Annotated in this window: 11 protein-coding genes; 7 read left to right on the plus strand and 4 right to left on the minus strand. The window is 33.5% G+C overall.

All coding sequences use genetic code 11. The annotated features are described in order from the left end of the window. Positions 1 to 8: 8 nt before the first annotated feature. Complete coding sequence (locus tag EG348_RS14905) at positions 9 to 503, minus strand: DoxX family protein (RefSeq protein ID WP_123983787.1); 495 nt, start codon at positions 501 to 503, stop codon at positions 9 to 11. 164 nt (positions 504 to 667) lie between these two features. Here EG348_RS14905 and EG348_RS14910 point away from each other — a divergent pair, with 164 nt between their 5' ends. Beyond that, positions 668 to 1,369: a CoA transferase subunit A gene (locus EG348_RS14910; RefSeq protein WP_123983788.1), complete on the plus strand. Its 702-nt coding sequence runs from the start codon at positions 668 to 670 to the stop codon at positions 1,367 to 1,369. Positions 1,370 to 1,432: 63 nt separating this feature from the next. On the opposite strand, the gene EG348_RS14915 is transcribed toward EG348_RS14910, so the two are convergent. Beyond that, entirely contained in the window at positions 1,433 to 3,238 is a 1,806-nt protein-coding gene (locus EG348_RS14915; protein ID WP_123983789.1) for an ABC transporter ATP-binding protein, read from the minus strand. A gap of 225 nt (positions 3,239 to 3,463) precedes the next feature. Between EG348_RS14915 and EG348_RS14920 the strand changes: the two genes are divergently transcribed. Next, a complete protein-coding gene (locus EG348_RS14920; protein ID WP_123983790.1) occupies positions 3,464 to 4,117 on the plus strand; it encodes a CoA transferase subunit B in 654 nt (217 codons plus the stop codon). A 65-nt stretch (positions 4,118 to 4,182) separates the two neighbouring features. On the opposite strand, the gene EG348_RS14925 is transcribed toward EG348_RS14920, so the two are convergent. Next, positions 4,183 to 4,449: a hypothetical protein gene (locus tag EG348_RS14925; RefSeq protein ID WP_123983791.1), complete on the minus strand. Its 267-nt coding sequence runs from the start codon at positions 4,447 to 4,449 to the stop codon at positions 4,183 to 4,185. Between the two features lie 366 nt (positions 4,450 to 4,815). Then, entirely contained in the window at positions 4,816 to 5,631 is an 816-nt protein-coding gene (locus EG348_RS14930; protein WP_228414755.1) for a DUF4197 domain-containing protein, read from the minus strand. A gap of 102 nt (positions 5,632 to 5,733) precedes the next feature. Between EG348_RS14930 and EG348_RS14935 the strand changes: the two genes are divergently transcribed. The 5 genes from EG348_RS14935 to EG348_RS14955 all read left to right on the plus strand — a co-directional run bounded on the left by EG348_RS14935 (position 5,734) and on the right by EG348_RS14955 (position 13,536). Further along, on the plus strand, positions 5,734 to 7,989 hold the full coding sequence (locus EG348_RS14935) for a family 20 glycosylhydrolase (protein ID WP_123983792.1): 2,256 nt from the start codon (positions 5,734 to 5,736) through the stop codon (positions 7,987 to 7,989). 37 nt (positions 7,990 to 8,026) lie between these two features. Next, the gene (locus EG348_RS14940; protein WP_123983793.1) at positions 8,027 to 9,022 is read left to right on the plus strand and encodes an isoaspartyl peptidase/L-asparaginase family protein; all 996 of its coding nucleotides are present in this window, start codon (positions 8,027 to 8,029) and stop codon (positions 9,020 to 9,022) included. A 92-nt stretch (positions 9,023 to 9,114) separates the two neighbouring features. Beyond that, positions 9,115 to 9,777, plus strand: coding sequence for a copper homeostasis protein CutC (locus tag EG348_RS14945; protein ID WP_123983794.1), 663 nt, complete (start codon positions 9,115 to 9,117; stop codon positions 9,775 to 9,777). 143 nt (positions 9,778 to 9,920) lie between these two features. Then, positions 9,921 to 12,401: a beta-mannosidase gene (locus tag EG348_RS14950; protein ID WP_123983795.1), complete on the plus strand. Its 2,481-nt coding sequence runs from the start codon at positions 9,921 to 9,923 to the stop codon at positions 12,399 to 12,401. 226 nt (positions 12,402 to 12,627) lie between these two features. Continuing rightward, positions 12,628 to 13,536, plus strand: a complete 909-nt coding sequence (locus tag EG348_RS14955) for an AEC family transporter (RefSeq protein ID WP_123983796.1) — start codon at positions 12,628 to 12,630, stop codon at positions 13,534 to 13,536. Positions 13,537 to 13,905 lie beyond the last annotated feature (369 nt).

Genomic DNA, 13,905 nt, shown 5'->3' on the forward strand with positions numbered 1-13,905 from the left:
CTTTTATGTTATATATAAGGATCGGCTTTTTTTCGTTTAATAAATCTGTCAACACCGAAAGCTTTGTAACCATACAATGAAAATAATCCTAAGATCATAATGTATAAAACCTGCGGAAGATAGAAGAAATAACTAAGCCAGGTAAAACTATCCATTGAACGATTCCCAACTTTAGGATCGATCGGAATTAATTCTGTCGGAATAGAATGAATATCTTTCGTAAAAAGAGCGACAAGTATCACAATAATTAAAGCAAATGAGCTGAATCTTGTCAGTAATCCTAAAAGCAATAATAATCCCCAGAACATTTCGTTGAAAGCAACAAAATTGGCCATAAACTGCGGGTTTGAAAAGCCCAGACTTGTAATGGTTTTCAACATATAACCTTGAAAAACAGGATGAAATAGCTTGTTGAAACCCGTAATTAAGAAAAATAAACCGATGCTTATTCTGCAGATTACATAAAATACGTCTCCAACTTTAATTAGATTTTCTTTTTCCATTTTGTATTTATTTTTGATTAAAAATTTTATGTTTTAGAGGGAATTTAACATAATGTATGATTGCCAAATGTATAAAAAGTTAAATGAAAATTCAAATAAATTCCTTGATACTGTAGTTATGAGAAAAATTATTAAATTTAGCCAACAGAAAAATCTAATATTTCATGATAGATAAAAGAGTAAAAAATTCAAAGGAAGCCATCGACGGAATTAATGATGGAATGACTTTAATGTTGGGTGGTTTTGGACTTTGCGGGATTCCTGAAAACTCAATTAATGCTTTGGTAGAGAGCGATGTGAAGGATTTAACATGTATTTCAAATAATGCAGGCGTTGATGATTTCGGATTGGGATTATTGCTTCATAAAAGACAAATTAAGAAGATGATTTCTTCTTATGTAGGAGAAAATGCAGAGTTTGAAAGACAAATGCTTTCAGGAGAATTAGACGTTGAATTAACTCCACAGGGAACTCTTGCTGAAAAATGCAGAGCCGCACAAGCCGGAATTCCTGCTTTTTACACCCCTGCAGGTTTCGGAACAGAAGTGGCAGAAGGTAAAGAAGTAAAACATTTTAAGGGAAAACCTCATATTTTAGAACACGCTTACGAAGCAGATTTTTCTATCGTTAAAGCTTGGAAAGGCGATCATGCAGGAAACCTTATTTTCAAAGGATCAGCAAGAAATTTTAACCATCCAATGGCTGGTGCCGCGAAGATTACCATTGCAGAAGTGGAAGAATTGGTAGCACCGGGAGAATTAGATCCTAACCAGATTCACATTCCGGGAATTATGATTCAGAGAATTTTCCAAGGTGAAAAATTTGAAAAAAGAATTGAACAGAGAACGGTTAGAAAAAAAGACTAACTTTTTCGGGAAATATTTAAGATAAAAATAAAAGCGCTGAAATAATTCAGCGCTTTATTTATGTTATGCTTCTGGCGAAATAAGCATTTTTCTTTCTCCGATTTGTTGTCGCCACATGGCGTAGTATAATCCTTTTTCAGCAATCAAATTATCATGAGAGCCCATTTCTATGACTTGTCCGCGTTCCAATACATAAATTCGGTCTGCATGCATGATTGTGCTTAAACGATGGGCAATAAGAACGGTGATTTGCTCCTTTTCTTTGGAAATATCCTTTATTGTAGAGGTTATTTCTTCTTCGGTAATACTGTCCAGAGCTGAAGTTGCTTCATCAAAAATCAATAAATGTGGCTTTCTTAAAAGTGCTCTTGCGATGGCGATTCTTTGTTTTTCTCCGCCGCTTAATTTCAATCCGCCTTCGCCGATAACAGTTTCAATACCTTTTTCTGCTCTTTCCAGCAATGCGGTACAGCTTGATTTCTGTAAAGCAATTTCCAGATCAACTTCTGTAGCATTAGGATTTACAAAAAGAAGATTTTCTTTGATCGTTCCTGCAAAAAGCTGGGTGTCTTGGGTTACAAAACCAATCTGATTTCTCAGTTCGTCAAAATCAAACTCTTTTCCATTAATAGAATTGTAGAAAATATTTCCCTCCTGAGGTCTGTATAATCCAACCAGCAACTTTACCAACGTACTTTTCCCTGAGCCGCTTGGTCCTACAAAAGCAATGGTTTCCCCGTTTTTAACATCAAAAGAAATATTGTTTAAAGCTTTATATTGAGCAGATTGGTGTTTGAAAGAAACATGTTTAAATTCTAATTCTTCAATAGCACCAATTTGTTTTGGCTGAAGAGGTTTTTCTTCCACATCTTTTTTCATTAAATTATCAAAATTAAAAAGGGAAGCTTCTGCTTCACGGTAAGAAATGATAATATTCCCGATTTCCTGCATCGGGCCAAAAATGAAGAATCCATAAAACATTAAAGACAAATATTGTCCGGGAGTTACAATGTTTTTAAAAATTAATAATAATAAGGTCATGGTAATCATCTGTTGAAGAAAATTCACCATTGTTCCCTGAATAAAACTTAAAGAACGGATACTTTTCACCTTCCTAAGTTCAAGTCCAAGAATCTTGTACGTATTATTATTCAGACGGATCACTTCCTGATTGGTTAATCCTAAACTTTTAACAATTTCAATATTTCTTAAACTTTCCGTTGTACTTCCCGCCAAAGCAGTAGTTTCCGAAACAATATTTTTTTGAATGCTTTTTATTCTTTTGCTTAATAGATTGGTGATAAATGCAATCAGGAAAATTCCGCAAATGTATACAGGCATGATCGACCAGTGCAGACGAATAGCATAAATAGAAACGAAAATAATACTCACCAAAATTCCGAAGAAAATATTAATAAAACTGGTAATAAATTTTACAGTATCTTCCCTTACTTTAGTTAAAATCGACAAGGTTTCACCACTTCTTTGGTCTTCAAATTCCTGATAAGGCAATGCCATTGAATGTTTTAAACCGTCTGTGAAGATTTTCGCACCAAATTTTTGAGTAATCACACTTACTGCATAATCCTGAAAAGCTTTAGCAATTCGGCTTATCATCGCCGTTCCGATAAGTAATCCTAAAAAGTAAAAGACGCCATGATAAATTCCTTCTCCATATAAATATTGGTCCATATTTCTTGGAAGGAGCTTTTCTTTATCAAAAAAATTGGGATGCGTAACCAGTTTATCAAGGATATTACCTGTAATGGCTGGCGCAAATAAAGAGAAAACCTGATTAATGGTGGCCAAAAATAAAGAAAAGGCGATCAACCATTTATAAGGCTTTAAGTATTTTAAAAGTATTTTCATTTCTAATAAATAATTGTACAAAATTAACAATATTATTTTGACTAACGGTGTTAATAATTTTGTGATGATTTGTCATTCTGTATAATTGAAGAAATCTTTGCGTTATAAGCATTTGCTTAAAGACATTATTAAAAAGAAACTTTATCCCAAACTCAGGTGATAGTAATTAATAAAGAGCTTTTGTATTCAAGTGAAAATATTTAAATTGCAGTCTAAGTTTTTAATATGCTCACAAAAGAACAAATTGCTCAAAGAATTTCAAAAGAACTCAAAGACCGTTACTATGTAAACCTTGGAATAGGAATCCCTACTTTGGTTGCTAACTACGTTCCAGACGGTATTTCCGTAGAATTTCAAAGTGAAAACGGAGTGTTGGGAATGGGACCTTTCCCTTTTGAAGGCGAAGAAGATGCGGATGTCATCAACGCCGGAAAACAAACGATCACTATTCTGGAAGGTGGTTCATTTTTCGACTCTGCATTCAGTTTCGGGATGATCAGAGGTCAGAAAGTAGATCTTACGATTCTTGGAGCAATGGAAGTTTCTGAAAATGGAGACATTGCCAACTGGAAAATCCCTGGAAAGATGGTAAAAGGAATGGGTGGTGCCATGGATTTGGTAGCTTCTGCTGAAAATATTATCGTTGCGATGATGCACGTTAATAAAGCTGGAGAAAGCAAAATCTTAAAAAAATGTACACTTCCTTTAACCGGTGTAAATTGTGTGAAAAGAGTAGTGACAGAATTAGCTGTTCTAGACGTTACTCCGGCTGGTTTCAAATTGGTTGAAAGAGCACCGGGCATTTCAGTAGAACACATTATAAAATCTACAGAAGCAGATCTGATCATTGAAGGTGAAATTCCTGAAATGCAATTCTAAATAAAATAAAAACCTTGTCATCGACAAGGTTTTTTTAGCTATATATTGTAATTAAGCAAGATCAATTATTCTGATATTTTCACCATTACCCTTTCATGGCTATGTTTAAAGTCTTTTATTGGAATTACCCTTAGTTTAAAATCTGAATTCGAGCTATAAAGTTTACAGCTTTCATCTACAAATGATGATGGTGAATTTTTAAAATCAGTAATATATTTTACAGCCTCTTCTTCTATAGTAGGAATTATTAAGCAGTGATACATAGTTTGCATAAAATTACTAGAATTGGTAATGAATTTTTTCTTACTTCGTAAAGCTTCATTGAATGTCATATTATTAGTTTGTGCAAAAATAAAAAATAAAACAAAGAAAACTTATATAATTTCCGGTTTTTATTATTGATTTACTGATTGTTAACTTATAAATGATAATGTATTTTATTCAATAAAAAATAAATAATTTAACATTAAATAATGAAAGTATTCTATCAGTTTAAATAAATGCTTGAAAAATATTCAATATTATGTGATTTATTTTTAAGTTAAAGTTTGTTAAAAGCCTTTCAATAGAACGTTTTTTTAGTGGCCAATTGTGTATTATGGTTATTTTTATGAAATGAAATTTAAAAAAATAAAATAACTCTGCCGATATCAGCAGAGTTTATATTTTTAAAATGTTATTTAAGGTAGACAAGAGATTTATTTTCCATCCTGTGCTCCAAAAACCTTCTGTAAAATAGAAGTTGTTCTCATAGCAGGAGTATCTCTGATTCCGCTTTCTTTTTGGGCTACCATTTTAAAAACTCCGTTGATGGTTTCTGTAGTAACATATTCATTAATATCCGTCGTTACAGCTTGTCCTGTGAATGTATTATATTTTGTAATAATACTTTTCCAAACGCTGTCAGCACCCACTTTTCCCAATGAAGCTTTCACTTTTGGTTGAAAAGCAGTAAACAATTGACTTTGTGTTTTGGATTGTAAATAGCTTGTAGCCGCATTATCAGAGCCTAAAAGGATATTTTTTGCATCTGTAATGGTCATTGAAGTAATCGCTTTGGTAAAAATTGGAGTTGCCTCAGTTACCGCATCTTCAGCAGCTCTGTTAAGCAGTTTTACACCTTGATCTGCCAAACTTCCCAATCCAACGGCACGAAGCGTAGTGTCAATTTTTCTAAGCTTTTCAGGCATTAAAATTTTTACGGCTTCATTTTTAAAAAAACCGTCTGTAACAGCTAATTTTTTCACGCCTTCAGTTACTCCAAGATTTAAAGCTTCCTTTAGCCCGGAGGAAATTTGGGTTGAAGTTAGGCTACCTAAATTGATAGGAGATGTAGAAGTCGATTTTGTGGGAGTTGTAGTTGTATTGGAGGTTGATGTGCTTGTTTTTACAGGAGTATTAAGGTCAACTCCTGTTTTATCTTTCACGGTAGATTTTATAATATCTAAAATTTGCGCCTGTGCAGAAACTGAAAATAATAGTACGCCGGCTAATAAAATTGTTTTTCTCATCATTTATTTTTCTGCAAAATTAGATGATTTATTTTTTAATAAGTTAAAAAGGTTGTTGAAGTTTTCAGAAAATAATTATATTAGCTAAAACCTTAATCAAATCCAATGATACGAGCTTTTTTACTGTTTTTTACATTAGTTTCAACTGCAATTTTTTCTCAAAAAAAACTGAATTTAATTCCTTATCCTCAAAAAGTTCAAATAAATGAGGGAAAATTTGCTATTCCAGACATTATTATGTTAAATAGTGATTTGCCGAAAGAAGAAACAGAATACTTTAAAAAGAAGGAAGGCTCAAATCTGAAATTTCGAAATTCCGATAAAGCAGAAGCACATTTGGTATATTCTCAGTTACCAAAATCGGGAAATTCCAAGCAAAATGATGAGTTTTACACTCTTGAGATTACTCCAAAACAGATTCTCATAAAATCTTATACAAAACAAGGATATTTTTTAGCACTTCAAACATTGATTCAATTATTTGAAGAATTTAAAAATGATAAACAAATTCCAGCGTTAAAAATTGAAGATCAACCCAAATTCGCATGGCGAGGAATGCATTTGGATGTTTGCCGTCATTTCTTCACAGTGGAAGAGGTAAAACAGTACATCGATTATTTAGCAATGTATAAATTGAATACATTTCATTGGCATTTAACAGACGATCAGGGTTGGAGAATTGAAATTAAAAAATATCCGAAATTAACACAAATCGGTTCAAAACGTAAAGAATCCATGATCGGAGCTTATGTTGACAATACCTTCGACGGAAAGCCTTACGGAACTTATTTTTATACCCAGGATCAAATAAAAGATGTTGTAAAATATGCTCAGGATAGACACATCACAGTTGTTCCGGAAATTGAAATGCCCGGTCACGCATTGGCTGCATTAGCGGCTTATCCTGAATTGGCTTGTACAAAAGGACCTTTCGAGCCCGCGACAAAATGGGGTGTTTTTGATGATGTTTTTTGTCCGAAAGATGAAACTTTCAAATTTTTAGAAAATGTTTTAGATGAGGTTATTACGCTTTTCTCATCACAATATATCCACATCGGAGGTGATGAATGCCCGAAAACAAGATGGAAGGAATGCGCTCATTGTCAGGAATTAATCAAGAAAAATAATTTGAAGGATGAACACGGTTTACAAAGTTATTTCATCCACAGAATTGAAAAATATGTTAATTCTAAAGGCAGAAAAATCATTGGCTGGGACGAGATTTTGGAAGGCGGATTAGCGCCAAACGCTGCCGTAATGAGTTGGACAGGCGTAAACGGTGGAATTGAAGCTGCAAAATCAAAACATTTTGCCGTAATGACTCCAGGATCTTTTTGTTATTTTGATCATTATCAAGGAGATCCGCAATCTGAGCCCAACGCCTTTGGTGGATTTACTCCTTTAGATAAAGTTTATTCTTATAACCCGATTCCGAATGAATTGAATGCTGAACAGGCAAAATATATTTTGGGAGTTCAGGCGAATTTATGGACAGAATATATTGAAGATTTTAAACAGGTTCAATACATGATTTTCCCAAGATTGATGGCGCTTTCAGAAGTTGGTTGGGGAACTTCAGATCCTAAAAATTATAAAGAATTTGAAGGAAGAGTTATCAACGAGTTCAAAGTGTTGGATAACATGGATGTGAATTATGCAAAAAGCATTTACAACGTTTCAGGAAAGGTAATTCCAAATAATAATGGAGTGGTTTACGAACTTTCAACTTCACAAAACCCAAGCGGAATCCGATATACATTAGACGGAACAGATCCGACTACAAATTCTCAGGCTTACCAAAATCCAATTCCTGTTTCAAAATCAATGACGATAAAATCAGCTTATTTTGAAAACGGACAACTGAAAAGTGCAATTTCCGCTCAACAATTTACAACGTCAAAGACTACAGGAAAAAATATTACGTTAGAACAACAGCCAAGCGAAAATTATTCTTTCGGTGGAGCCTTCACCTTAATTGACGGAATTATTGGAAACCAAAGACAGCTAGGAAAGACATGGCTAGGTTTTCAAGGAAAAGATGTTGTGGCAACGATTGATTTAGGAAATAAAACTCAATTTTCGGAAGTATCTTTTAATACCTTAGAAAATAAAGGAAGCTGGATTCACATGGCAAAATCAGCACAGATTTTTGTTTCTGATGATAATAAAAATTTTAAAATGATTAAAGAAATCGGGAAAGACGAGATCCAGAATACAAAAGGAAAAATTAAATTAAATATAGGAAATCAAAACTCAAAATATATTAAACTCAAAATAGAAAACGCAGGAATTATTCCGGCTGGAAATCCCGGAGCAGACTCAAAAGCTTGGCTTTTTGTTGATGAAATTGGTGCAAACTAATGTACAATTCTTAAATACTAATACCTATTAAAAAACAATGAACTCACGCAGAAAATTTCTAAAAAATACAGCACTCGCATCTTCAGCATTACTGTTGAATCCATTGGATTTAATTGCTAAAGATCTCCCTGAAACTCATAATAAAGTTATAAACAAACCGATCGTCATTTCCACATGGAATTTTGGGTTAAAAGCCAATGAAGAAGCTTGGACGATACTAAGTAAAGGCGGAAGAGCTTTGGATGCGGTAGAAAAAGGCGTTCGTTTGGTAGAAGATGATCCGACAGAAAGAAGTGTAGGTTACGGCGGACGTCCTGACAGAGACGGAAGAGTGACGTTGGATGCCTGTATTATGGATGAAAATTACAATATCGGTTCAGTTGCTTGTATAGAAAATATTAAAAATCCAATTTCTGTAGCGAGAGCTGTAATGGAAAAAACGCCGCACGTGATGTTGGTGGGTGATGGTGCTTTACAATTTGCAGTTTCTCAAGGTTTTAAAAAAGAAAATATTTTAACTCCAGAATCCGAAAAAGAATGGAAAGAATGGTTAAAAGACAGTAAGTATCAACCAATCGTAAACATTGAAAATCACGATACAATTGGAATGATTGCTTTGGATGCGCAAGGAAATCTTTCCGGAGCTTGTACTACGAGTGGCATGGCCTTTAAAATGCACGGCAGAGTAGGAGATTCACCAATTATTGGAGCGGGTTTATTTGTTGATAATGAGGTAGGTGCAGCAACGGCGACAGGCCATGGGGAAGAAGTAATCAGAATGGTTGGAACTCATTTGGTGGTTGAATTGATGCGACAAGGTAAAAACCCTCAACAAGCTTGTAAAGAAGCTGTTGAAAGAATTGTACAAATTACTAAAAAAAGAAATAAGAATTTAAAAGATATTCAGGTTGGTTTTATTGCTTTGAATAAAAAGGGAGAATATGGTTCGTATTGTATTCAGGACGGTTTTAATTATGCCGTTTATGATCAAAAAGGAAACCGTTTGGAAAAACCTGAATTTGCTTTAAAATAGATTAAGAAATTAGAAATTAGAAATTAGAAATTAGAAATTAATTTTGCTAAACCCTAAACCCTAAACCCTAAACCCTAAACCCTAAACCCTAAATGTCAAAAATAGAAATAGCCTGCTTCAATCCCGAATCGGCAATCATTGCTTTCGAAAACGGAGCCGACAGAATAGAATTATGCGACGGGCTAAGTGAAGGTGGAACAACGCCAAACTTTGAAACAGCAAAACAACTTAGAGAAAAAATAAATATTCCGATTTTTGTAATGATTCGTCCTCGTGGTGGAGATTTTACCTACTCTGATGCCGAATTTGAGCAGATGAAAGAGGAATTAATTCAATTAAAATCATTAAACGTTGACGGTTTTGTTTTCGGAATTTTAGATGAAAATGAAGAGATTAATATCGAACAGAATAAAGAATTGGTTGAACTGGCAAAACCTTATCAATGCACTTTTCACCGTGCTTTCGACAGAGCAAAAGATTTAGAAAATTCTTTAGAAAAAGTAATTGAATGCGGTTTTAAAACAATTCTTACTTCAGGTCAAAAACCAAATGTTTCTGAAGGGAAAGAAAACCTGAAAAAGTTAGTTGAATTGTCCAACGGAAGAATTGAGATTCTTATCGGTGGTGGACTTCGTTCAACAAATATTGAAGAAATCAGAGAAGTTACAAAAGCTCAATATTTTCATTCTTCTGCGATTACTGATGGTGGAGCTTTTGCGAATGCTAATGAGGTTGTAGCTTTGAAGAATAAATAACTCTACATTATCATTATGCTGAACGTTTGTCATTCTGAACGGAACGGGGTGAAGTGAAGAATCTCAACAATTAAATAGAGATTCTTCCTTCGTCAGAATGACAAGCTGGACTTGTAATTTGTCAAAATTTAATCAATTTATTAATGAACAAAACTATCCTTCTTACATTCCTTTTCATTCAAAATATACTATTCGCACAATTCTCAGAACGAAATTTATCTTCTGAAAAATGGCAATTCAAAAATGCAAAAGAAACTTCTTGGATGACTGCCACAGTCCCGGGAACAGTTCATTTGGACTTGATGGATAATAAGATCATTCCCGATCCTTACAAAGATGAAAATGAAAAGAAAGTTCAATGGATAGAAAATGAAGATTGGGATTATCAGACTTCATTTTCAATTTCATCAAAAGAAATTGAAAATCAGAATATTGATTTGGTTTTTAATGGCTTGGATACTTTTTCTGAAATTTATCTGAATGGAAAATTGTTAAAAAAAACAGATAATATGTTCAGGAAATGGGAAATTTCGGTGAAACAAAATTTAAAAATTGGAGATAATTTATTGCAAATCAAATTCAAATCTGCGGTAAATGTCGGAAAAGAATTAGCAAAAAAAGTTCCTTTTAAGATGCCGGAATCACCAAGAAGCTTTGTGAGAAAAGCACAATATCAATTTGGATGGGATTGGGGACCGAGATTGGTTACAGCCGGAATCTGGAAAGATGTAAAACTTAATTTCTGGAATAATGCCAAACTTGAAAATATAAAAATTGAGCAAAAAAGTGTTACAAAACAAAAAGCAGAATTAAATATTAAGACAGAAATTTTTGCCAAGAAAAAAGGAAAATATTCTGTTTTAATTAACAATCAATCAAACAATTTTCAGTTTAAAAAAGGAAAAAATACAATTCATATTCCTTTTATCATTCATAATCCCAAACTTTGGCAACCAAATGGTTGGGGCGATCCGAATTTATATGATATAAAAATTTCTCTACAAAAAGATTCGGAAAATTTAGATGATAAAATTGAAAGAATTGGATTAAGAACGATTGAATTGATTCAGGAAAAAGATGCAAAAGGTAAATCATTTTACTTTAAAATCAACGGAAATCCAATGTATGCAAAAGGTACAAACTGGATTCCAGCCGATAGCTTTTCACCAAGGATTACCAAAGAAAAATATCAAAAACTCATCAAAGATTCCAAAGAAGCCAATATGAATATGATTCGTGTTTGGGGCGGCGGAATTTATGAAGACGATGAATTTTACAAAGCCTGCGACGAAAACGGAATTTTGGTTTGGCAGGATTTTATGTTTGCGGGAAGTTTTTATCCGTCTGATGAAGAATTTTTAAATAATGTAAAAGAAGAAATAAAAGATCAGGTCAACCGACTTCAAAATCATGCGTCAATTGCTTTGTGGTGCGGAAATAATGAAATTGATGAAGCGATTATCAATTGGGGATATCAAAAGCAATTCAAATATTCAAAAGCAGATTCTTTACAGGTTTGGAAAGATTATAAAAAGGTTTTCCATGAATTGATTCCCAACACGTTGAAAGAAAATTTGACGACTGATAAAAATATGTATTGGCCAAGTTCACCATCAATCGGCTGGGGGCATAAAGAAAGCTTAACAGAAGGAGATTCCCATTATTGGGGTGTTTGGTGGGGCGAGCAACCGTTTGAGATTTTCAATGAAAAAGTTCCAAGATTTGCTTCAGAGTACGGCTTTCAGGGAATGCAGACGTTGGAAACAACAAAATCAATGTTTTCAGGAAACCCAGATTTAAGCTTAGAAAACGGAACCATCAAAGCTCACGAAAAGCACGCAAGAGGTTGGGAAATTATCAATTCATATATGAAACGTGATTATAATGTTCCGACAGATTTTGTGAAATATAATTACGTTTCTCAATTACTTCAAGCCCGAGGAATGCAGATCGCTATTGAAGCCCATCGTCGTGCAAAACCTTACAATATGGGAACTTTATATTGGCAGTTGAACGATTGCTGGCCAGTAGTTTCATGGTCTTCGATCGATTATCTGGGAAATTGGAAAGCATTACATTATCAGATTAAAAGAAGCTTTGAAAATCAAGTGATTTTGACAGAAGAAAAGGATGGAATTTTGAATTTTTATGCTATTAATGATGAATTGAAGAAATTTAATAATGTAAATCTGGAAATTCAGGTTGTAAAATTTAATGGTGAAATTTTGAATAAAAAAACAATTTCAAATGGAAAAACTTTGGAAGAAATTTTAAAATTCGAACCAATTGAAATTAAAAATTTACTTTCCAATTCCAATAAAGATGAAGTCTTTCTACGATTAATTTTAAAAGATGGGAACGAGAAAATCATCACTCAAAACAATTATTTCTTCTCCAAACCGAAAGATTTAAAACTAACAAAACCCAATATCAAAATCAAGAAAATTTCTCCGACAGAAATTGAGATTTGTACCGATGTTTTAGCAAAAGATGTTTATTTAATGGGAGATACAAATTTTAGCGACAATTTCTTTGATTTACTTCCGAAAACATCAAAAAAAATTACACTTTCAAAAGCTTTAGAAAAAATTGAAGTAATGAGTTTGTGGGAAACAAAAAATTAATAATATTTTTAATTGAAAAAGTCTTCGACTCCGCTCAGACTTACAATGGCTGATCTTTATATTTAATTTAAAAAGTTAGTATTAGAATTGTCAGTCTGAGCGGAGTCGAAGACTTTTCCGTGTTTAGATAATTTCTTCGTCTAAAACAACAAAAACTATGTGAAAAATATCAATTTTCATTCTCAACTAAAAAATCAACTGTAAATTTGCCTCATATTTCTCACGTATGGTAAATTTTGTTCTGATAGCGGTTTGCATTTTGGCGGGAATGATCTTCAAGGCAACAAAATCTATCCATCCTGATGCCCACAAGGGTATCAATACATGGATTCTTTATCTTGCACTTCCGGCGGTTTCGTTTAAATATTTACCAAAAGTTCATTGGACAACAGAAATGCTTTTCCCGATTGCCGCGACTTTTCTGATTGCTGTTTTTTGCTTCTTTTTTATGCTGTTTTATAGCAAAAGCAAAGGTTATTCGAGACGGTCGAGAAGTACGATGGAGTTGGTGAGCGGCTACAGTAATACTTCATTTATTGGATTTCCTTTGATCTCAGCTTTTTATGGAGAAAGCCTATTGAGTATTGCGGTCATTTGTGATCAGACTATGTTTTTTTCACTTTCAACATTGGGAATTATCGCAGCAGTGAGATGTGGAAGCAAATCAGGTAAGATAAGTGCTATGTTTATTTTAAAAAGGCTGGTCACTTTTCCGCCGCTCGTAGGTTGCATTGCGGCCCTTATTTTATCTCAGTTTATTGATTTTACGTTTGCCGAACCGCTTTTTGATAAATTGGCAGCAACCGTAAGTCCGTTGGCATTATTTTCTGTAGGATTGCAGTTAAAATTCAATGGCTGGAAAAAATTAATTCCTCAAATGTCAGTTTCAATGTTGTATAAATTAATTTTGGCTCCGGCGATCATTTTAGGTATAACCTTATTATTAGGAATAAAAGGAAACATTGCAAAAATCACCGTTTTTGAGGCTGCAATGCCAACAGTTGTTACAGCAAGCATCATTGTAGAACAATTTAGATTAAATACTAAACTGGCGAATTTAATTATCGGGTTCAGTATAATTGTAGGATTTTTTACAACGGCGATTTGGTATCATATTATTGAATATTTTTTCTAAAAATTCTTTTTTGAAGCAATTTGACTACGTCGAATTGCAGTTTTATTTTTTTTGAAGCAATTTCCCGCTTTCCACTGTATCTTTTTTGTTGCGGCCGGAGCGAAGCGCAGGCCGCAACAAAAAAGGATGTCGTTTCAATCGGGGCTAGGGTGTTTGTCGTCTTTTCAATTATTCCCGTCATTGCGAGGAGCGAAGCAATCTCTCAATAATCTTAACAACTTAAATAAATCTTAATGTTTCAATTATTAAGATTTAAAAAAAAAATTAAACATTGTTTCTTAGTCTAGATTGCTTCGTCGCTTCGCTCCTCGCAATGACTTAAACAAAAAATTGCAGTTCTCTAAAGAAACATTTAATTTTACACTTTAA

This window comes from Chryseobacterium sp. G0201 (assembly GCF_003815655.1).
Classification (GTDB): Bacteria; Bacteroidota; Bacteroidia; order Flavobacteriales; family Weeksellaceae; genus Chryseobacterium.